The organism is Echinicola strongylocentroti, assembly GCF_003260975.1.
GTDB lineage: Bacteria > Bacteroidota > Bacteroidia > Cytophagales > Cyclobacteriaceae > Echinicola > Echinicola strongylocentroti.
In genome coordinates this window covers 3,229,281-3,250,851 of record NZ_CP030041.1, presented here as the reverse complement: position 1 = coordinate 3,250,851, position 21,571 = coordinate 3,229,281, and the positions used below count along the sequence as shown (strand labels likewise).

16 protein-coding genes are annotated in these 21,571 nt (G+C 44.3%); 9 read left to right on the top strand and 7 right to left on the bottom strand.

Translation table 11 applies throughout. The features are described 5' to 3' along the window. Positions 1–118 precede the first annotated feature (118 nt). The gene (locus DN752_RS12625) at positions 119–1,459 is read right to left on the bottom strand and encodes an NAD(P)/FAD-dependent oxidoreductase (RefSeq protein ID WP_112786532.1); all 1,341 of its coding nucleotides are present in this window, start codon (positions 1,457–1,459) and stop codon (positions 119–121) included. A gap of 692 nt (positions 1,460–2,151) precedes the next feature. On the opposite strand from DN752_RS12625, the gene DN752_RS12620 reads away from it, so the two are divergent. From DN752_RS12620 to DN752_RS12605, 4 genes are all read left to right on the top strand, one after another. Beyond that, the gene (locus DN752_RS12620; RefSeq protein WP_112784280.1) at positions 2,152–2,859 is read left to right on the top strand and encodes a YebC/PmpR family DNA-binding transcriptional regulator; all 708 of its coding nucleotides are present in this window, start codon (positions 2,152–2,154) and stop codon (positions 2,857–2,859) included. Positions 2,860–2,919: 60 nt separating this feature from the next. Beyond that, positions 2,920–3,504 carry an inosine/xanthosine triphosphatase gene (yjjX, locus tag DN752_RS12615; RefSeq protein ID WP_112784279.1) on the top strand — a complete coding sequence of 195 codons (585 nt, stop codon included), beginning with the start codon at positions 2,920–2,922 and terminating at the stop codon, positions 3,502–3,504. A gap of 96 nt (positions 3,505–3,600) precedes the next feature. Next, a complete protein-coding gene (locus DN752_RS12610) occupies positions 3,601–3,915 on the top strand; it encodes a thioredoxin family protein (RefSeq protein WP_112784278.1) in 315 nt (104 codons plus the stop codon). Continuing rightward, positions 3,896–4,153, top strand: a complete 258-nt coding sequence (locus DN752_RS12605) for a DUF6952 family protein (protein ID WP_112784277.1) — start codon at positions 3,896–3,898, stop codon at positions 4,151–4,153. The genes DN752_RS12610 and DN752_RS12605 overlap by 20 nt, the downstream gene beginning before the upstream one ends. Before the next feature lie 99 nt (positions 4,154–4,252). On the opposite strand, the gene DN752_RS12600 is transcribed toward DN752_RS12605, so the two are convergent. Continuing rightward, positions 4,253–4,858 (bottom strand): nitroreductase family protein, encoded by a 606-nt coding sequence (locus DN752_RS12600; protein ID WP_112784276.1) that lies wholly within the window; start codon positions 4,856–4,858, stop codon positions 4,253–4,255. A 244-nt stretch (positions 4,859–5,102) separates the two neighbouring features. Between DN752_RS12600 and DN752_RS12595 the strand changes: the two genes are divergently transcribed. After that, complete coding sequence (locus tag DN752_RS12595) at positions 5,103–5,540, top strand: VOC family protein (protein ID WP_112784275.1); 438 nt, start codon at positions 5,103–5,105, stop codon at positions 5,538–5,540. A 158-nt stretch (positions 5,541–5,698) separates the two neighbouring features. Next, positions 5,699–7,126: a sulfatase family protein gene (locus DN752_RS12590; protein ID WP_112784274.1), complete on the top strand. Its 1,428-nt coding sequence runs from the start codon at positions 5,699–5,701 to the stop codon at positions 7,124–7,126. A gap of 383 nt (positions 7,127–7,509) precedes the next feature. Here the strand turns inward: DN752_RS12590 and DN752_RS12585 are convergent, their stop codons facing one another. The 5 genes from DN752_RS12585 to mutY all read right to left on the bottom strand — a co-directional run bounded on the left by DN752_RS12585 (position 7,510) and on the right by mutY (position 18,278). Next, a complete protein-coding gene (locus DN752_RS12585) occupies positions 7,510–8,991 on the bottom strand; it encodes a glutamate synthase subunit beta (protein ID WP_112784273.1) in 1,482 nt (493 codons plus the stop codon). 1 nt (position 8,992) lies between these two features. After that, entirely contained in the window at positions 8,993–13,492 is a 4,500-nt protein-coding gene (gene gltB / locus DN752_RS12580) for a glutamate synthase large subunit (RefSeq protein ID WP_112784272.1), read from the bottom strand. A 1,705-nt stretch (positions 13,493–15,197) separates the two neighbouring features. Continuing rightward, entirely contained in the window at positions 15,198–16,547 is a 1,350-nt protein-coding gene (gene gldE, locus DN752_RS12575) for a gliding motility-associated protein GldE (RefSeq protein WP_112784271.1), read from the bottom strand. A 67-nt stretch (positions 16,548–16,614) separates the two neighbouring features. Next, positions 16,615–17,088: a single-stranded DNA-binding protein gene (ssb, locus tag DN752_RS12570; RefSeq protein WP_112784270.1), complete on the bottom strand. Its 474-nt coding sequence runs from the start codon at positions 17,086–17,088 to the stop codon at positions 16,615–16,617. 116 nt (positions 17,089–17,204) lie between these two features. Next, positions 17,205–18,278 carry an A/G-specific adenine glycosylase gene (gene mutY / locus DN752_RS12565; RefSeq protein ID WP_112786531.1) on the bottom strand — a complete coding sequence of 358 codons (1,074 nt, stop codon included), beginning with the start codon at positions 18,276–18,278 and terminating at the stop codon, positions 17,205–17,207. Positions 18,279–18,436: 158 nt separating this feature from the next. Between mutY and DN752_RS12560 the strand changes: the two genes are divergently transcribed. The 3 genes from DN752_RS12560 to DN752_RS12550 all read left to right on the top strand — a co-directional run bounded on the left by DN752_RS12560 (position 18,437) and on the right by DN752_RS12550 (position 21,340). Continuing rightward, positions 18,437–18,745, top strand: a complete 309-nt coding sequence (locus DN752_RS12560; protein ID WP_112784269.1) for an HU family DNA-binding protein — start codon at positions 18,437–18,439, stop codon at positions 18,743–18,745. Positions 18,746–18,766: 21 nt separating this feature from the next. Continuing rightward, complete coding sequence (locus DN752_RS12555; protein WP_112784268.1) at positions 18,767–19,585, top strand: tetratricopeptide repeat protein; 819 nt, start codon at positions 18,767–18,769, stop codon at positions 19,583–19,585. 183 nt (positions 19,586–19,768) lie between these two features. Next, on the top strand, positions 19,769–21,340 hold the full coding sequence (locus tag DN752_RS12550) for an Rne/Rng family ribonuclease (protein ID WP_112784267.1): 1,572 nt from the start codon (positions 19,769–19,771) through the stop codon (positions 21,338–21,340). The last annotated feature ends 231 nt before the right edge of the window (positions 21,341–21,571 follow it).

The following is a 21,571-nucleotide window of genomic DNA, read 5'->3' as shown; positions in this document are numbered from 1 at the left end:
CAGATGAGCGAGGCTATTCTTGCTACTTGCGTCTTGCTACTCGATGCCCCATTTTCTCATTACTAATGTCTCAAGTCTCAGATCTCACTACTCAAGACTCATATCCCACTACTTCCCTCTAATCGTGCTTCTCCTCTACCAATTCATCCTGCTCCTTGGGCTTGACATACCGGGGCCGGATAAGCAGTCGTAAGGCCGGATCAAATGAAAGATAATTCCAAGCCCAATCCATAAAGATCAGTATTCTGTTCTTCACACCCACAATGGCCATCAAATGGACAAAGAGCCAAGTGATCCAAGCAGTGAACCCCTGAAACTTGATAAAAGGCAGGTCCACGACCGCCAATTTTCTCCCCACAGTGGCCATGGAGCCCAGGTCCTTGTATTTGAATTTTTTCATGGAGCGGTTATCAGCGATGGCCTTCAGGTTATTCCCTAAGTTATCTGCTTGCTGTATGGCTACTTGAGCTACTTGAGGATGGCCTTTTGGATAGTCGCCATCTGTAAGGACGCTGAGGTCTCCGATGACATAAATGCCCTCTGCATCTTTCAGTTTGCTATATTGATCCACGATAAGTCGTCCATTTCGGATCATCTGGTCTTCGCGAAGGCCTTTGATATGGTTGGGCTTCACTCCTGCTGCCCAGAGCAGCGTTTTAGTCTTTAGACTTTCATGATCTTTGATCTTGATGGTCAAGCCGTCATAATCCTCCACGGCGGCATTGACCATGACTTCTACGCCCAGCTTATCGAGGTAGACCACGGCTTTTTCGCTGGATTGTGTTGACATTCCCGCCAAAAGTTTGGGACCGGCTTCAGCCAGTACTACTCTCATATTACTAAAATTGAGTTCTGGGTAGTCTTTAGGAAACACGTTGTTCCGTAACTCAGCGATGGCACCTGCCAGCTCCACACCCGTAGGGCCACCACCTACGATCACCACGTTCATCAGTGCTTTCCGCTTATTGACATCTTCGATGTTAATGGCCTTTTCATAATTGGAAATGATCCTGTTTCTGACATACAATGCTTCGGATACAGTCTTCATCGGCGTACCATACTCCATGATATTATCCATCCCAAAGTAATTGGTGTCCGCACCCATGGCCAGCACGAGCTGATCATAATCCACATAACCGACATTGGTGAACAGCCGCTTGCCCTCTTGGTCTATTTCAAGGGCTTCTGCCATGCGGAACGAGACATTTGGAGTGTGGTGAAATACCCGCCGCAATGGAAAAGAAATCGCACTCGGCTCCAAAGAGGCCGTGGCTACTTGGTAAAACAATGGCTGAAACTGATGGTAATTGTTTTTGTCCAATAGGATAACCTGATAATCGGATTTTACCATCTTTCGTGCTAGTTTCAGACCTGCAAAGCCTCCACCAAGAATCACCAGCTTTGGTCGGTTAGAAATGGGTAGATTTGGAATCGGATGGTTTACAATTGCATTGTCCATAACTTTCATTGTTTAGATGTAAGGTCAGATAGAAAAGATTATTTCAGCGGGGTTGAACAAATATAAAAATACCATTGGTGAAAACACCTATTTTAGGTATAAAATCCTAATCAAAATGAAATCATACGAGGCTAATTTTTTCATTAATAACAATAAATACACTCATACATTGATTATTTATCAGCAAAACAAGCAATATATTAACAGTCAACACATCTGCTCTAAGCTAGACTAACCTGATTTATGCAGTTTTTGTCAGTAGTATAAATGATCCTCCCTACAGTACGATTTTCATAGTAATTGGTTGATCGACTTACACGTAAATTTAGTCAATCGAGAATCCCCTCGGGGCACAGCCCTCGGTACAGCTGTTCCCAAACTTATATAGTGTACTTCCCTGATTAGTGTTGTCCTGATTAATTATTAGATTTCATTGTCAATTATTGTAATCGCTAGTCGTTTACTAAAATCCTATTGTGTTTCTCTTTGCTCCAAAATAACCCCACCTAACCTCCCCGCCGCGGCGGGGAGGATTATCCCAGGACCCAAGTCTCATGTCTCATGTCTCATGTCTCATGTCTCTCAAGACTCACATCTCACTACTAGTTACGCAAATTGCGATTTGGTAGTACATAAATGATGAGGCAATTCAAAAGATTTGTTATTTTTACGCACCTGAAAAGTAAATATGTATGGGAAGAGCATTCGAATTTAGAAAAGAGAGAAAATTCAAGCGTTGGAGCAAGATGTCCAAGGTCTTTACCCGTCTGGGCAAAGAGATCGTTACAGCAGTAAAAGTGGGAGGTCCCGACCCAGATAGCAATCCGAAGCTTAGAACGGTCATGCAGAATGCCAAAGGCGCTGCCATGCCAAAGGACCGTATCGAAGCCGCCATAAAGAGGGCCAGTAACAAAGACCAAAGTAACTACGAGGAGGTCGTCTATGAAGGCTATGCTCCCCACGGTGTGGCGATCTTGGTAGAAGCCTCCACGGACAATATCAATAGGACGGTGGCCAACGTAAGGCATTACTTTACCAAGGGCGGAGGTTCTTTGGGCACTTCAGGTTCTGTGAGCTTTATGTTTGACCATAAGGCGGTTTTCCGTTTTCCCAAAGGTGAATATGATATGGAAGAACTGGAGCTTGAGCTAATCGACTTTGGACTGGAGGACATTGACGAAAACGAAGGAGAAATTTTCATATACACCGAATTTGAAGACTTTGGCAATATGCAAAAGGCCCTAGAAGATAAAAACATAGAGGTGACCAGTGCAGATTTCCAGCGTTTTCCCACCACGACTGTAGAGCTTACAGAGGAGCAAGAAGAAGAAGTCAACAAGATGATCGAGCGCATGGAAGACGACGATGATGTCAATAACGTCTATCATAACATTGCTTAAAATACCAATCCAAGCCTTTGGAAAAGCTCCAAAGGCTTTTTTTATTTTTATAGAAATAACATGGCATTTCCGAAAAGAAAAAATATCCAGCCCGAGAGACAGCGGGAAAGAGAATTACTCGTGGTCGTAGGCAGTAAAAATCCCGTCAAGGTTCAATGTACAGAGAATGGTTTTCAACGGGCATTCGGAGAACACCATTTTATTGTGGAGGGATTAAACATTAACTCAGAGGTAAGTGACCAGCCCTTTGGGGATGAAGAGACCTATCGAGGAGCCTTTAACAGGGCAAAGAACGCCAAAAACACCTTCCCCGAGGCCGATTATTGGGTAGGGATAGAAGGTGGGGTCGAAGAAGTCGACAACGAAATGATAGCTTATGCCTGGGTGACCGTCATGGATAGAAACGGAAAATTGGGGAAAGCAAAAACCTCCACCTTTTTTCTTCCTGAGGCCATCAGCAAACTTATCCGAGGTGGCATGGAACTTGGCGCTGCTGATGACAAGGTTTTTGACCGGGAAAACTCCAAACAAGGAAATGGAGCCGTGGGCATGTTGACCAATGGCACTATCGACCGAACAGAGTACTATGAGCAAGCAGTGGTATTGGCATTGATTCCTTTTATCAGTGACAAACTTTATAAATAAAACCAATCAGTGATAGGTATTATCAATTGGTTTCAAAAAACTATAGACACTATCTTTGTGTTAGCAAATCAGAAAAACAGCTAAATCAAAAACGATATGTTACAAGAACTAGAACAAGACAATTTGAAGGAAATCATTGCAGACAATGATAAAGTGATCGTTCAGTATGGCGCCACTTGGTGCGGTAACTGCCGGATCATGAAGCCAAAAATGAAGCGCTTGTCAGGCGATTATGAAGGCATTACCTTCTTGTACGTGGATGCAGAGAAACTACCTGAATCCCGAAAACTCGCAGAAGTAAATAACTTGCCGACATTCGCGTCGTTCAAAGGCGGTGAGCTGATCAACCAGACACAAACAAATAAAGAAGCGAACCTTAAAGAACTGATAGATGAGATTGCCAATAATTAAGCACGTCCTTACCTTTATCGAGGAAAACGACGAAGATTGGGTAAACGAAACCATCGAGCTTTTAGAAAACATGACAGAAATCTCCTCGCTCAAAGACGAGGAAATCGAAGTGATGGGAGAGCTCCTATCCAACCTCTACGGAACCCTCGAGGTCAATAAAATGATCAAAGATGGAATGGATAAGAAGGAGGCCATGAATACCTTTATGAAAAGGGTCATGGGATCCATTGACAAATAATAATAAGGAGGCTGCCCCATATAAATAGACCTTCATCACGAGCAGAAGCGTAATGAAAGAGATTTATGGGGCAGCCATTTTTTAGATTAGGCAGAGTACTTACTCCCTCACCCAAGTGACTTTGTCCTCGATAGGCTGTCTTTTTCCTTCAGGCCAGCCATTAATGGTAGGTTTACTCACAAAGAAAAACCCCATAAGCAAATCATCTTCTTCCAAGCCAAAATAAGGCTTCGCTTCTGGATAGAATGTCACCCCGCCTGTGCCCCAGTAAGCAGCTAGTCCATGAGCACTGGCTGTGAGATACATGTTTTGGACGGCCATGGATACTGCTGCGATTTCCTCCATGTCGGGAATACCGACTGTAAGGTGCCTTTTCATGCCTATGGCAATTACATGGCTGCATTTAAGCGGATTTTGCTGCAACTTCTCGAAGACTCCTTCTTTGAAAGTCCCATTCTTTTCTGCCCTTTCTTTGTAAAGCTCTGACTGGAACCTTGCCAGCTCCTTCAGCCCTTCTCCGCTAAACACCGTAAACCTCCATGGCTCAGTAAGCTTATGCGTAGGTGCCCAATTGGCATTTTCCAGCATGTCCTCTATGATACTGTCATCTACAGGATCATTTTCTTTAAACTGTGCCACAAACATGGAGCGACGGTTTCTAATAATGTTGTTCACTTCTTCGATGTTGAAAATCGGTTTTTCCATAAATGAAATTGATAAATTGGTGGGTGTTTTGTTGTTGAACTTGTTGGTACGATATAGAACAACAAAATTAGTTTGGACTTAGTTTTAATCACTTACCACACATGTAAATTCATGTGTTGAAAATCACCAAAAAAACTGACGAATGAGGGAATATAACCAATTTTACCTTAAAAATAACTAGTGATTAGCTGGCAGAAATAGTATCTTCATCATCATTGTTATCTATAATCAAAACCAAATAACCATGCCTGCAGTAAATCCTTATCTCACTTTTCTAGGCAACTGTGAAGAAGCCTTTACCTTTTACAAGTCTGTTTTCGGTGGAGAATTTGCCTTTATTGGAAAATTTTCAGATATGCCTCCCCAAGAAGGCGTTACCCTTACGGAAGAAGAAAAAAACAAGGTCATGCATGTGTCCTTGCCCATCGGTCCTGACACGATTTTGATGGGAAGTGACTCGGGTGGCGAATGGGCCCCGCCTACTGTCATCGGTAATAACATCACCATCTCCATAACGGCAGATACGAAGGAAGATGCTGATCGTTACTTTAACGAGCTCTCCAAAGACGGAAAAGTCACTATGCCTATGGCGGACACGTTCTGGGGAGATTATTTTGGGATGTTCACCGATAAGTTTGACATCAACTGGATGATCAGCTATAATGAAAATCCCGGTAGTTAGAATTGAAGATACATCACCTTCATTCACTTTACAATTATTGCTTTGCGGGCTGTCTTCTCACGGACAGCCTTTTCTTTGGTCGTTGATTGGCAGGTGTATTATTGGAAATTTAGTTAAAACAGGTTAATATTAGTCTAGTTTGCCTAAATAACATCTCTATGAATCGTCTATTACCATTGCTGGCTACGGCAGTTATTCTTCTTACCTGTCACCCTGGATATGCCCAACATCCCAATATTATCCTCATCATGACGGATGACCAAGGCTGGATGGATGCAGGATTTAACGGTAACGAAACCTTACAAACACCCCATATGGACAAGCTGGCCAATATGGGGATTGTCTTTGATCGCTTTTACTCTGCGTCACCAGTTTGCTCCCCGACTCGCGCCAGCTTGATCACAGGAAGAAATCCAGTAAGAATGGGTATCGCCAATGCCAACCAAGGTCATATGAAAGAGAAGGAAATAACCCTCCCCGAGATCCTAAAGGAACAGGGGTATACCACTGGCCATTTTGGGAAATGGCACTTGGGTACGTTGACCAAAGCCACACTTGATGCCAATAGGGGTGGTAAGCCTGATCAAGAAATCCATTATAGTACACCAAGCATGAATGGCTACGACCACTATTTCTGCTCAGAGTCGAAGGTCCCTACTTTTGACCCGTTGAAAAAGCCTGAAAACTTTGAAGATGGGGAGAGCCTGAGATATGGCTGGAAAGCCAGGGAAAATACAGGCCGAGTATTTTCAGATTATGGCACCCATTACTGGATAGGAGAAGAACTTCAGGTAGAAACCAATATATCTGGAGATGATGCCCAAGTGATCACGGACAGGCTTGTGCCTTTTATAGATCAAGCTATCGAGGAAGATAAGCCTTTCTTCTCTACGGTATGGTACCACACTCCTCATCTTCCGGTAGTCGCTGATAAGGCTCATCGCGATCGCTATGCTGATTTGAGTTTTGAGGAGCAGTTGTATTACGGCACCATCACAGCCATGGACGAACAGATCGGTCGTCTATGGGAGCATTTGACAGAGAAAGGTATCGCAGAAAACACCATCATAATGTTCTGCAGTGACAATGGCCCTGAAAGGAACACCCCGGGAAGTGCAGGGAAGTTCAGGGACAGAAAACGGAGTTTATATGAAGGAGGTGTACGAGTGCCGGCCTTTGCACTGTGGAAAGGTACATGGGAAGGCGGAAAAAGAGTGGATTTTCCAGCCGTCACCAGTGATTATCTTCCTACGATACTCGACATCCTGGATATCCCTTATCCTGATGACCACCGACCCATCGATGGAGAAAGTTTTCTTCCCACGCTGCTTGGAAACGCACAGCATCGAGAAAAGCCAATTGGTTTTATCTATTTGGACCAATTCCGGGTCTCTTGGGTGGGAGAACAATATAAATTGGTGAGAGATGGAGATGATCAGCCATTTGAACTTTATGATTTGGTGAATGACCCAAGCGAGCAGGAAAACATCATTCAGCAATTTCCTTTTATTGCTGCAAAAATGGCAGAAGAGTTTCAAGAATGGCTAAAAGGAGTAGAAAATAGTCAAACAGGCGCTGATTATTGATCAGGTAGATCGCCGGTTATGATAGTTGACTTGCGTTGACGATGTAGTACCGGATTTGTAATCCAGTGTTACAGGTCACAGGGATCTTCCATCCCCGCCCAATATCTGAATACCTGGCAATCCATGGGAGGGTAATGGGTCAAGTGGTAAAGTTGGGGGCATTCTTCTCAATGATGAAATATTCTTCTATAAAAACATGTCGAAATTCATCCCCTTAGAAATTTTGCTTGGTCCTGAGCTAGGCTTTCCTCCAGAAAAATGGCTTGCCCCATTTTCCAGTCTGGGACATGGACAAGTCCACCCAAAAAAGAAAAAAGCCCTCCGCCAAGGCGGAGAGCTTTTCATCGAATTAACAAACTTATGTTAAATAAACTAAACTACTGTTATTCACAGAATTCAGCGTCTTCTACGTTCTCGAAGAACGATTTATCTTTACGTGGGAGGTTGGATTTGCCCATTAGGAATTCATCCACCTTCACGGCTGCTTCACGACCTTCAGAGATGGCCCATACTACAAGGGATTGGCCCCTGCGCATATCTCCCGCCAAGAACACCTTGCTGTTGGTACTTTGGTAGTCTTTTGATTTTGGCAGGGTGTTTTCCATTGCTTCCACACCAAATGCCTCCAACATGCCATTTAGCTTAGGTCCTGTGTAGCCGATAGCCAGTAGGGCAAGGTCGCATGGAACGGTCCTTTCGGTACCTTCTACTTCCACAAACTGCATTCTACCATCCTTCTCTTTCCATTCGATATCTACCAAAACCAGGCCTTTCACATTGCCCTTGTCATCTTTGGTAAACTCCTTGGTCAACACAGACCAAACCCTTTCGGCACCTTCTTCGTGGGAAGTGGTGGTCTTTAGGGTCATTGGCCATTCCGGCCAAGGGTTGAGCTGCGCTCGCTGCTGTGGAGGCTTAGGCAAAAGCTCCAGCTGTGTCACGGAAGCTGCGCCATGACGGTTTGAGGTACCGATACAGTCACTTCCTGTATCACCACCACCGATGACGATCACGTGCTTGTCTTTGGCACTGATAGGATTTTCATCTTTTCTTTCGCCACTTACCACTCGGTTTTGCTCACCAAGGAATTCCATGGCAAAGTGTACACCAGTAAACTCACGGCCTTTGATTTTTAGGTCCCTAGGTTCTTGAGCACCCGTAGAAAGTACTACTGCGTCATATTTGCTTAGGATCTCATCAGCGGTAATGGTTTTGCCGATCTCTGTGCCTGTCGCAAAGTTTACACCTTCTTCTTCCATCAGCTTCACCCTGCGATCGATCACCCATTTTTCCATCTTGAAATCCGGGATACCGTACCTTAGCAGTCCACCTACCTTTTGGTCCTTTTCGTACAAGGTCACCTCATGGCCGGCTTGGTTCAGCTGGTCGGCTGCTGCCATTCCTGCAGGGCCAGCACCCACTACCGCTACGGTTTTGCCGGTTCTGTTTTCAGGAACAATTGGCTTGGCCAGGTCATTTTCATAAGCCTTTTCAGCAATGTTCTTTTCGATCAATTCGATCGCCACAGGATCTTTATTGATACCCAATACACAGCTGGCCTCACATGGAGCAGGGCAGATTCTACCGGTAAATTCCGGGAAATTGTTAGTACTTCTCAGAATGTCCCATGCCTCACCCCACTCTTTGCGGTGAACGGCATCGTTAAATTCCGGAATGATATTGCCCAGTGGGCACCCTTGATGACAAAAAGGAATGCCGCAGTCCATGCACCTGGCCGCCTGATTGTTCAGGGTTTCAGGCTTGATCGGAATATGTATATCGTTATAGTCTTTGACCCTTTGGTTACGGTCTCTATCTGATTCTAGTTCTCTTTTATATTTTAGGAATCCGTCTTTCGCGCCCATCTTACACTAACGTTTTTGATTGTTCTTCTTGTTTTTCAGCTTTCTTTTGTAGCACGGCTTTGTAGTCCCTAGGGAATACTTTGATGAATTTCTCCTTCTCCGTGTCCCAGTTCTCAAGGAATTTTGCTGCTGCGCTACTATTGGTGTACTTGTGGTGAAGTTCAAGTTCCTTCTTGATGATCACAAAGTCCTCTTCGGAAAGCGGATCAAGGTCTACCATTTCTTGGTTGATCTGTTTCGCGTTTTCCTTGAACAAGTAAGCTACACCTCCGCTCATACCAGCTGCGAAGTTTCTTCCGATTTCGCCAAGGATGATCACTTGGCCACCGGTCATGTATTCACAGCCGTGGTCACCGATTCCTTCTACTACCGTCTTTACGCCGGAATTTCTTACACAGAAACGCTCACCGCCTTTACCATTGATATAGGCATTACCAGAAGTGGCACCGTAGAAGGCCACGTTTCCGATGATGATGTTATCTTCTGCTTTGAAGTTGGCATTTCGGCTAGGATAAACGACCAACTGACCACCAGAAAGTCCCTTTCCGAAATAATCATTGGCTTCACCTTCCAGTTCGAATGTAACCCCTTGGGCAAGGAAAAGACCAAAACTCTGTCCGGCTGATCCACTGAACTTGTAATGGATGGTATCATCCGGCAAACCTGGGCTTCCATAAATCTTGGAGATTTCATTGGAAAGCATAGCGCCTACCGAACGATCGATATTCTTGATCTGGAATTTCTCTTTTACCGAATTGGCTTGTTCCAGTGCTGGAAGTGCTGCCTTGATCAGTTTTCTGTCCAAGACTTTCTTCAGTTTGAAATCCTGATCGATCTGCTTATAGATCCCTACATGCTCAGGAACCTCTACCATATGGAAAATAGGGCTAAGATCCAGCTTATCCCACTTCCAGTGGTTCAGGTGGCCAGTAGACTTAAGCACATTGGACTGGCCTACCATTTCATTTACCGTTCTGAAACCAAGCGAGGCCATGATCTCCCTCAAATCTTCCGCAAGGAACCTGAAGAAATTCACTACATGGTCCGGATTACCGGTAAAGAGCTTTCTCAGTTCTGGGTTTTGTGTGGCGATACCTACAGGACAAGTGTTCAGGTGGCATTTTCTCATCATGATACAGCCTTCCACTACGAGTGCCGCAGTGGAGATACCCCACTCTTCAGCTCCAAGCATGGCAGCGATTGCCAGATCACGGCCTGTTCTTACCTGTCCGTCAGTTTGCAAAGTCACACGGCTTCGGAGATTGTTGATCACCAAAGTCTGGTGGGCTTCTGCCAATCCAAGTTCCCAAGGAAGGCCAGCGTGTCTGATCGAGCTTAGTGGTGAAGCACCTGTACCGCCATCGGCACCTGAAATCAGGATAACATCCGACTGCGCCTTGGCCACACCAGCCGCTACGGTACCTACGCCCGCTTGGGAAACCAGCTTCACGTTGATACGTGCTTTTCTATTGGCATTCTTCAGATCATAGATGAGCTGTGCCAAATCCTCAATGGAATAAATATCGTGGTGCGGTGGAGGCGAGATAAGACCTACACCCGGAGTGGAGTGTCTCACACGGCCGATCCAATCGTCCACTTTATGGCCAGGAAGCTGTCCACCTTCACCAGGCTTGGCTCCTTGGGCCATTTTGATCTGTAGCTCTTCGGCATTGGTCAGGTAGTTACTGGTCACGCCGAATCTACCGGAGGCCACCTGCTTGATCGCTGATCTTTCCCAATCGCCGTTTTCCTTTACTTCGAAGCGGATTTCGTCTTCTCCACCTTCACCACTATTGGACTTGCCACCGATTCTGTTCATGGCAATGGCCAGCGTGGAGTGTGCTTCATGGGAAATGGACCCAAACGACATCGCTCCAGTAGCAAATCGCTTCATGATCATTTCTACGGGCTCCACTTCCTCGATGGGAATGGAGATCCTTTTCTTAAACTCAAACAGCCCCCTGATGGTCAGGGCATCTTTGGTTTGGTTGTTTATTTTTTCCGCAAACTTCTTATATAGTCCATAATCGTTGTTTGCAGTGGATTTTTGCAGCAAGTGGATGGTCTCTGGATTGAAAAGGTGCTTTTCACCCCTTCGTTTCCACTGGTAAATACCTCCAGTTTCCAGCCTTGGCCCTTCATAGCCGTAAGCGGCATTATGACGGGTAAGTACTTCTTCGGCCAATTCATCAAAAGAAATTCCACTGATACGGCTAATAGTGCCTTTAAAGCATCTCTCAACGACCTCTGGCCCTAAGCCCACTGCTTCGAAAATCTGCGCACTTTGGTAAGACTGCAAGGTACTGATTCCCATCTTGGAGAGTACTTTTAGCAAGCCCTTGCCAATGGCAGTTTGATAGTTTTCGAAAAGTTCTTGCTGTTCGTAAACTTTGGAAAGTTGCTCGGTCTCATTGAGATGTACCAATGTCTCCAGTGCCAAGTAAGGGTTGATGGCACTAGCACCATATCCGATCACCGTGGCAAAGTGGTGTGTCTCTTTGATGTCTCCCGCCTCTACTACCAATCCTGCTTTGGTCCTCATCTTGGTATTCACCAAGTGGTGGTGAACAGCACCAATGGCCAATAAGGATGGTATGGGGGCAATACCCTCATAGGTATTTCTGTCGGAGATGATCAGGATGTTATAGTCATCGTTGATGGCATCTACGGCATCTTGGCAGAGCTTGTCCAGTGCTTCGAGCATTCTGCCTGGCTTGTGGTCGGCCACGAAGTGGGCATAAAGCGTCTTGGCACGGTAGCCTTTGCTCTCCAAGTGTTTGATTTTTTCCAAATCCTCATTCAGCAATACAGGCTGCGAAATGTGGATCTGACGTGTATGAAGCGAGCTTTCTTCCAGGATATTATAACTCTCGCCCAGTCTGGTAAAGAGAGACATTACCAGCCGTTCCCTGATCGGGTCGATCGGCGGGTTACTTACCTGTGCAAATAGCTGCTTAAAGTAATTCGAGATATGTTGACTCTGTTTGGAAAGAACCGCCGGAGGAGTATCCGCACCCATGGAGCCCAGCGGCTCGTAGGCGGTATCGCCCATTGGTGCAAGGATGGTGTTCACATCCTCTGTGGTAAACCCAAATACAGATTGTCGCTGCTTGATATTTTGTGTATTGTAAGGCTGGGAAAGCTTTTTGGGCGTAGGCATCAGTCTCAGCTTCAGCCGCTCTTTTCTTACCCAAGCATCATAAGGTTTGTTTTCACAAACTTCCGCTTTCACCTCTTCGTCAAACATCACTTTACCTTTTTCAAGGTCGGCAAGGATCATCCTGCCAGGGCTGATACGTCCTTTTTCGGTTACGGTAGCTTCACGAATTGGGAGAGCACCTGCTTCGGAAGAAAGGATCAAACGGTCATCACTGGTAGTGAAGTAACGCAATGGTCTCAGTCCGTTTCGGTCAAGTGTCGCACCCAGTGACTTGCCGTCGGTAAAGAGCAAGGCAGCAGGGCCATCCCATGGCTCCATAAGAGCTGCATGGAACTTATAGAATGCTTTTTTGGCCTTGTTCATGGCCTTATTGTCCTGCCAAGCCTCCGGTACCAACATCATCATGACGTGTGGCAAAGAACGGCCACTTAGGGTGAGCAATTCGACCATGGCATCCAAGTTTGCAGAATCCGAATAGGTGGAATTGGTCACTGGCATCAACTTATCCAGTTCATCATCTGTAAACAAGGAGGACTTCATCAGGTACTCCTTCGAACGCATCTTGTTCAGGTTGCCACGGATGGTGTTGATCTCACCATTATGGGACAGGTACCTGAATGGCTGCGCCAATCTCCAGTTAGGGAACGTGTTGGTCGAGAACCTAGAATGCACCAATGCAAGGGCAGAGGTGATTTTGTTGTTTTGAAGGTCCTTGTAGAAAGGCAATACCTGATCCGTTCTCAGTTGACCCTTATAAATAATGGTCCTGGAACTGAAACTGGCAAAATAGAAAGACCTGTTTACTCCTGGGATACTGGAATTAATGGCCTCGGAAGCGTAGTTTCTCAGCACATAAAGCTTACGCTCCAGTGCGGCTCCTACGAGTCCTTCCTTATGTCTTACAAATAGCTGCTCGATATTGGGCATTACCTCAAGTGCGCCAGATCCCGGTATGGTTTCGTCCACAGGCACTGTCCTATAACCGATTAGTTCAAAATCCATTTCTTCAAGGATTTTGTTGAGCAGTATTTTTGATTTTTTGTGTAGCTGTTTGTTTTTTGGGAAAAATGTCATGCCAACGCCATAGCTACCTTCTTCAGGGAGCTCAAAGCCGGCACGATGGGTCACTATTTTAAGAAAATCGTGGGGTACTTGAATCAAAACGCCCGCTCCATCACCGGTTTTAGGATCACTGCCTCTCCCTCCTCTGTGCTCCATATTGCTCAGCATAAATAGCGCATCGCTGATCGTCTCATGGCTTTTCACGCCCTTCACGTTGATCACAGCGCCAATCCCACAGGCGTCATGCTCAAACTGTGAACGGTATAATCCTTCATTCATAGTTAGTGTTATTTAGATAGGTTTGTAAATTCGATTGAATAAATTACAAAGAATTTTTCTTTTTTTAAAATCTCGGCAACAAAAGAACGAAAAAAATGCATTAATAACCAAATTGCCCCTTGATTTTTACAATTATTAAAATGGAAATTTGGGAGTGATACACATTGAGTATTTGTAATTTTATGTAAAACTGCTTGAAATAGGTTTCGGTTTTAATTGTTTTTTTTGAAAAAAATGTAAATCAACTAAAATATGGTTCAAAAAATCGAATTTCCAGTATTTTTACTCACAATTGAATTTTTTCAAAAAATTTCAAGTTCCGAGCTCTTACAAAGAAATTATTGCTAAAAATGTAAAAAAAACCTAATTGTATTGATTTGTGTCAGATCGGCAGGGCAATGATGCAGGAGTTTAAGTATTTATGCACTATTTGGGGGAATTTAAAGTTGTGGTGGTGTTGGGGGATTTTAACTGTAAATTTGAATTGAATTGGTATAGTATAAGGGGGTATTAATTCAATTACCTTATTGACTACTTTGTCAACTGCATTTTGATCATGAAACACCAATTATAACAGGTGTCCCATTTTTAACCCGACAGTAAGAACCATGATAGCTTAACACAGTAGACAGGCAGGCGACCAGGGCAAACGCATTTAACATTAATTCGTGTAGGGCAGCTATCATCCGTGCCGCTGGCACTCCTTCTGGAGGTAGAGGAGGCCTTAACATCCAGCGGATGAATCCGCAGGTTACTAAATCCATCGTGCCGCTGGCACTTTCTTCCATGTTTGTACAATAGAATAGCAGCAACCTATTCGCAGAAAATGCTGAAAGAGCAAGGTCATCAGTTGGTTTAGAGGACGAATAAAGCATCGCACCTGTCTGCCCAAGTGGGGAGAATGATTTAGATAAGTTTAACCCGGAACATCAATGTCGTTTAGTTAAGAAGGTTTTAATTTTAGGCCAATAGATGCACAGCGGCGGGGTTTTTTGGTTACTTTTTTGACCTGCAGCAAAAAAGTAACAAAGCTAAAGAGATGAAAACTATCTTAGAATTTAGCAAGAAAAATAATTAAACCAGTATTTCCAGATACACACTAACTAAACGACATTGCCCGGAATATGCATTAGCCTATCTATTACGGCCTGATCCGCCGCGGCGGACAAAATCAGTCGCTTCGATGTGAGTCCCTTAGTCGACCGTTGGAGCATTCGGTTTTGGGACAGTTGATGGGGATGTTAAGAAAATGGGTTTCCTCGTACAGTGGACAAGCGAGATCCACCCCGGTTTTACCACTTTTATCATCTCATCTTAAAGTAAAATATGGACCGTCACCCGATCGTGCCTACTTCCTGCTCTGCCTGAGGAAAATGAGATATTGTGCAAAGACGAGGTCGGTTGTGCAAAGTCTCTGACTTGGCAACATGAGGTACTGAGTCTGAGACTCAACTTTTGTGGTCCCGCGACAGAGTCGGCGGGACAACGGGGTATGGCGGGATAGGAGTGCTTAACTAGGCTTTCAGTCTGCATAAGGGGAATGTTTTTTCGACACTTTCCCAAAGGACTTGCCTCGGGCTAATGCGATTAAGGCCTTCAGCATATTGATTACCGCATTTTCCCTATCGTGCGCTATGTGTAATAATGTGGTTGTCTCATAAGTTAGCTACTTTACGTTACTTCCTCAACGTCTTAGAACCCGGGTTTAATCCTCATTATGGGCAGCACCTTTGGCCTCTTGGCGCTCTAAGTGCACTTTTACCTTTTTGATACGGCGGGCATCTACGGCCATGATGGTGAAGGTGAAGTGCTCGAACTTGATCTTGGAACCCGCATTGGGAAACTTGGTGTTGAGCTCTAGCAATAATCCTCCAAGTGATTCACTGTCGCCTTTCACCTCATCAAATACCTGAGGCTCCAATTCGAGCTTTTTGCAAAAGTCATTAAGCGACACTTTTCCTTCAAAAATAAAGGTGCTTTCATCGATTCGTTTGTAAAACATATCGTCTGCATCATCAAACTCGTCGTTGATTTCCCCGATGATTTCTTCGATAAGGTCTTCCAACGTCACTAGGCCTGAAGTGCCCCCATATTCGTCTACGACGATGGCCATGTGTACGCGCTTATTTTGGAAATCTTTGAGCAAGGCATCCACTTTTTTGTTTTCCGGGACAAAGAACCCTTTGCGGGGCAGCGTTTGCCACTGAAAATCCTCTTCTTTTTCGATGTGGGTCAGGAGGTCCTTGATATAGAGTATGCCTTCTATATTATCGATGGTTTCGCGATAGACAGGGATACGGGAGTAGCCGCTTTTGTTGATCTTGTCCATCAGCTCATGAAAGTCCATTTCTACATCCACTGCGGTGATGTCCATGCGGGAGCACATCACCTGCTTCACCGACAAGGTGCCGAAGTTTACAATACCCTTAAAGATGTCTTTTTCGCCATCAGTAGAGTTCTCCGCAGTGATTTCTAGGGCTTGGTGGAGTTCATTTACTGAAAGGGTATAGCCTTTTTTTTCGATACGTCGTTCGATGATGTTACTGATGGTCATCAAAAATGATGAAAGCGGGGCCAATATGATAGAGAAGAAATTCAGGGTCTTGGCCATTAGTTTACTAAAGGCCACCCGAGCATTATTGGCATACACCTTTGGCACGATTTCGCCAAAGAACACAATGGCAAATGTGATACCGACAGTCTGTATCAACACCACTACGATCCCGGTGGCATTGGCACCGAAAAGGGTCAGGGTGAAGAAGGTCGTCAAGGTCACGATGCCAATATTGATCATGTTGTTCAGGATCAGGATGGTACTGAGCAGCTTCTGCGGTGCCTCGATCAATCGGATGACCAGTTCGGATTTTTCATCTGACTCGGCATTGAGGAGACTCAGGTCATCGTGTGAGAGCGAAAAGTAGGCTACTTCTGATCCTGAGATCAAGGCAGACCCCAATAGCAGAAAGAGAAAAATGAGACTGTTGGTAATGATATAGCCGGCTGAAACCTGGTTGATTTCAGCCAGCAATAAAATACTCGGGTATGGATCGTCCATTAAATGATTCAAATGTTGATTGGCAAAAATAATGATTTATCCATTACAAAACTCATAACTGACTGTATTAGAATGGCAGATCATCTTCTACTTCATCAGTGTTACCTCCTGAGGATGGCATGGATGCAGCGGGTTGTGCATTATTAGGAGCGGACTGGGGAGATTGTCCAGCGCCACCGTAATTTCCTCCGGAAGATCCTCCGTCCGCGTTTCTGGAGCCCAACATGGTGAAGCTAAGTACGCGGATTCTTACTTTTTTGCGGTTGTTGCCCTGTTCGTCTTGCCAGGTGTCCGATTTGATTTTTCCTTCCACGAAGATTTGGCTGCCTTTTTTGAGGTACTGCTCGGCCACTTTTGCTTGGCCGTCCCACATTTCCAGGTCGTGCCATTCGGTATTTTCTACACGGTTTCCGTTCCGGTCTTTGTAGGCTTCTGTTGTCGCTAGTGCTACGTTGGCCACTACACTGCCGCTCTCCAAATGTCTCACTTCTGGGTCTTTGCCCAAATTGCCAACTAATATTACTTTGTTTACACCGGCCATAATTTACTTTTAGTATTCAGTATTTAAATTTATTTTCTCTCTAAACGCTTCTGGGGGTCTATATTATTCTACATTGGTTATACAAAACCCTCGAAGAGTTTAATCTAAATTAAGGATTATTTTTTATCGTTCAAATAGCGCACGATCAGTTGTGGTTTGCCCAATGCTTCCAGTTCTTCTGCATTACATAACCGATAGCCCTTGGAGTCAGCCCATTTTTTTACTTCAGTCTGCTTTTCGGCTGCTATATTGAACGTGACAAAGTTTGAAAAAATTTTTTGATGGGACAGTATATGCTTATAAGTCTTTTCACTTTGGAAATCGACCAAGGGCTTAAATTCCTGAAGTTCTTTGAATAAATCTGATGCTTCGGGATCGATTTTTTCCGGAGAGGAAAATTCTACCAGGGGAAAATCGGTCAGTCCTTGCCAAATATCTTTTGGTCCACGGGTTTTTACCAGTTTTTTGTCTCCACAGTCGATTTCATGATAGAGAAACGCCCGGGTGGTCACTTTTATTTTTTTGCTTTTGACAGGTAACATTTCCACTTGGTCGTTTGCATGGGCAAAGCAGCTGTCTTGCAGTGGACATACTTGGCAATCCACTTTTTTGGGCGTGCACTGAAGGGCGCCAAATTCCATGATAGCCTGGTTGTACTCGTCCGGCTGGCTATCCGGAATGGCCTTGTTCGCCAATTGCTGGAATTGTTTTTTGCCATTGGTGCTACTGATATCCGCATCTACTCCAAAATAGCGACTCAGGACCCTGAACACATTGCCGTCCACCACGGCGACTTTTTCTTTGTAGGCAAAGGAAGCAATGGCTGCGGCGGTATATTGTCCGATGCCCTTGAGACGAAGAAGGGATTTATAGTCAGTGGGGAAATGTCCGTTATATTCTTCAGCTACCTGTCGGGCGCAATGGTGTAAATTTCTGGCACGGCTGTAGTAGCCTAGGCCTTGCCATAGTCGGAGCACATCCTCTATTGGTGCTTGGGCAAGGTCCTGCACAGTGGGGTAAAACTTAACAAATTTTTCAAAATAAGGGAGTCCTTGTGCCACGCGAGTCTGCTGCAAGATAATTTCTGAGAGCCAAATGATGTATGGGTTTTGGGTATTTCTCCATGGCAGATCCCTTTTATTTTGGGGGTACCATTGTAGTAGCTTTTGGTGAAAATGGCTGAAAGTCAAAACTTTTGGAATTTTATGTTTGAGATTTTCGTTGAACAAAAGATGCTAAATTTCATCAATTTGTTTTTATATTGAAAACCATCATTTAAATTTGCAGTCCCAAAATTAGTTGGTTAATAGATTGTTAAGCAATTTAATCAAATTAAAATTTAAATACAGTGACTAAAGCAGAGGTAATTACCAAGATTTCGGACAAGACAGGAATTCAGAAGGATGATGTAACTCAAACCATTGAGGCATTCTTCAAAGTAGTAAAAGATTCTATGTCTGAGGGAGAGAATATTTATGTGAGGGGATTTGGCAGCTTCATCAACAAGAAGAGAGCTAAAAAGATCGCCAGAAACATCAGCAAAAACACTGCTATCGTAATCGATGAGCATTATGTGCCGGCGTTCAAGCCTTCAAAAGTGTTTATCGACAAAATCAAAAACAGTAAAAAAGTTAAAGAGGTAGCTTTTCAGGATTAATCCTGAGATGAACGAGACTGTATGAAAAAGACGCAAATCATCCTGGTCGTTGTAGTCATTGTAGCCATAGGAATCTTGTATTCCCTGCCCCGTGTGGTGGTTGACAATGAGGAAAACAGTGAAAACATCGGGCAGGAGGATGTTGCGGCATCCGATTCGGTGGTGCAGGCACACGATGTCCAGCTCCCGGAAACTGAGCGCGGAACGGTTAGTGGCCTGATTGCCAATCTGGAAAAAGCAGAAAGTAAAGAAAAATTTACTATATTTGCAGATTCATTAGCTGCTTTTTATCAAAAAGCCGGAATGTACGACAGCGCTGCCTACTATTTGGGAAGCGGAGCCGAGCAATTTTCGGACTTGGCATTGAAAGAAAAAGCAGGAAATGCCTATTACGAAGCATACGGTTTCGCAATGGATCAGGGAAAAATGAATGACCTGGCCGAAAAGACCAGACATTACCTGAACCAAGTCTTGGAAGCCAATCCTGAACGACTTGACCTAAAGACAAAGGTGGCCATGACCTATGTGTCTTCTTCCAATCCCATGCAGGGAATCATGATGATCCGTGAGGTACTGGAAGAAGATCCCCAAAATGAAGAAGCGATCTATAATATGGGAGTGCTTTCTATGCAGTCCGGCCAATACAAAAGGGCTGTGGAACGTTTTGAGGACTTAGTAGGTTATTATCCCGACAATGTCCAAGGTCAGTTTTACTTGGGAGTGAGCTACTTCGAGGCGAAACAAAAGAAAAAAGCAAAAAATCAGTTTCAGAAAGTAAAAGATATGACGGAAGATCCGATGATCCTCTCAAGTATCGACAACTATCTGGGACAACTATAAAAGTATTGTTAAACTTAAATCCATAAGATTATGCCTTGCGGTAAAAAAAGAAAAAGACATAAGATCGCTACGCACAAGCGTAAAAAGAGACTGAGAAAAAACAGACATAAGAAGAAGTAATACACTTCTTCTTTTTGAGTTTTTACACAAACACGTTCATTAACATAAGAAAGGAGACACGATTTGAGTACGGAATTAGTAATTGATTCTGCTCAAAACGGTAGTCGCATAGCCCTTTTGAAGAACAAAGGACTGGTAGAGCTTCATTCCGATGAAGAAAGCAACCAGTTCAAAGTAGGGGACATGTACCTGGGAACGGTTCGTAAGATCGTCAATGGCCTAAATGCGGGATTCATTGATGTGGGATACGAAAAGGATGCATTTTTGCATTACCAGGACTTGGGGCCGAAAGTGAAAAGCTTGATCAAATACACCAAACAGATCAGGAACAATCACAATCAGCAACCTACCCTCAAAGGGTTTCAACTAGAACCTGAGATAGAAAAGCTGGGAAAGATTTCCCAAGTCCTTTCTAAAAATAACCAGATATTAGTTCAGGTTGTAAAGGAGCCGATCTCAACGAAAGGCCCACGACTATCCTGTGAGCTCTCCCTCGCCGGTCGCTACTTGGTATTGGTGCCTTTTTCGAATGCAGTCAACGTATCCAAAAAGATCCGTAAGGCTGAAGAAAGAAGAAGGCTTGCCAGACTGATTACTTCCATCAAGCCCGATAATTTTGGGGTCATTATTAGAACAGTCGCTGAAGGCCAATCGGTCACAGAGCTGGACAAAGACCTCAGAAATCTAGTAGACTCTTGGGAAGATGGAATGAAAAAGCTCATGAAAGCCAAGAGCAAAGACAAGGTGATAGGAGAAATGAGTATGGCAAGCTCCATTGTGAGAGACCTGCTCAACGAATCATTCGATGCAATCACGGTAGAGGATGAATTAATCTATGATCAGATTCGGTCTTATATCAGATCGATCGCCCCTGAAAAGGAAAAAATTGTTAAGCTTTACAACGGAAAAGCTAAGCTCTTTGAAAGTTTTGGAATTGAAAAGCAGATAAAAAGTCTCTTTGGACAGTCGGTGAGCCTTCCGCATGGAGGCTACCTGATTATCGAACACACCGAAGCGCTGCACGTCATCGATGTGAACAGTGGAAACAAGTCCAATCAAGAAAGTGACCAGGAAATGACAGCATTAAAAACCAACCTGGTCGCCGTAAAAGAAATTGCCAGACAGCTTCGCCTTAGGGATATGGGAGGCATCATTGTCATTGACTTTATAGACATGAAAAAGGCCGATAACAAACGGACTGTCTATGAAGCCATGAAAACAGCAATGAAAGATGACCGGTCCAAAAACACCATACTGCCACTGACCAAGTTTGGTCTAATGCAGATTACCCGGCAGCGTGTAAGACCAGAGGTCAATATTGTAACAAAAGAAACCTGTCCGTCTTGTAATGGTACAGGCAAAATCCAGGCCTCCATCCTGGTAGCTGATAAATTGGAAAGAGATCTTGAGTACACTGCTGTACACCAAAACTTGCCAAAAATAAAAATAGGTTTACACCCTTATCTTCATGCCTACTTTACCCAAGGCATGATGTCAAAAAGGATGAAATGGTTTTTTAAATATTTCAAATGGGTAAAACTGATCAAAGATTCTTCATTACCAGTGACGGAGTATAAATTCCTGGACGAAACAGGAGAAGAAATAGAACTTAATATAAAAGACGGAGCCGAATAAGCTCCGTTTTTTTTTTGGCCTATAATGTGCAACCCGAATTCCAAGACATCCAAAAAGTGCAGGTTGTCACTTGCACCTTCTGTATGACCCTCCGCCAAAGTCGGATTAGGCAGGATGCTCAGTTGCTAACGCATATTCAGGGTTTAACCTCAACCAAACCAACTAATCATTCTTTCAGCCCATCCCGCCATTCGGTAAGATAGGTTACTGCGGTTTCCAATGTACAAATCG